General features: G+C 62.6%; 1 pseudogene. It reads left to right on the top strand.

The annotated features are described in order from the left end of the window. Window positions 1-248 (top strand): annotated as a pseudogene (locus tag ENZ74_RS33485) (chromosome partitioning protein ParB); the annotation flags it as partial. Between the last annotated feature and the right edge of the window lie 461 nt (window positions 249-709).

Consider the following 709-nt stretch of genomic DNA (forward strand, 5'->3'; position numbering starts at 1 on the left):
TTTCGGTGCGCCAGGCCGAAGCGCTGGCCCAGATACCGGCCGGCACCAGCAGCACCAAGGAAGCCAAGCCGGCGCCAAGTCCGGAGCAAAAGGACGCCGATACGCTGGCGCTGGAAAAGCTGTTGACCGATACGATCGGCATGATTGTGTCAGTGGATCACAAGGGCAAGGGCGGCACTTTGCGGGTTTCATACCGGTCGCTGGAGCAGCTTGATGAGCTGTGCAGAAGGCTGAAGCAGGAGCGTTAGTTAGCCGGCGAAGTATATTGAGACCGGAGATTGCGCATGTGGAAAGGGGCTGGCCGTTTGGCCGGCCTTTTCCTTTTGGGGCGCTCGTGATTGGCGAAATCGGTGACGCCGCGAATCTCCCTCCTTGAGGGGGGATGGCCGGCAGGCCAGAGGGGGTCGCCCCACATCAAGCGCCGGGCCCCTGCGGGAACGAAGAAGAGGTCAGCGCCCCACGCGCGGCGGCCCCCTCTGTCGCCTTCGGCGACATCTCCCCCTCGAGGGGGAGATCAGGCTCGCTCCCCAGCCTCGCGCTCTCAACCGCGATCCCAAGCAGCGCCTGCCGCCAGCCCTGCCGCTCGCGGCTTGACAGTGCCAGGCAACGGCGTAACCTATATTAGATATGGCTTAAATTATGTGCCCTAGCGTGCCGGTCAGTCGAGGCGGGGGCTATTTTCCGTTCCTACAACAAACGTGAAATGGCA

It is taken from the genome of Mesorhizobium sp. M7A.F.Ca.CA.002.15.2.1 (assembly GCF_003998715.1).
Lineage (GTDB): Bacteria > Pseudomonadota > Alphaproteobacteria > Rhizobiales > Rhizobiaceae > Mesorhizobium > Mesorhizobium ciceri.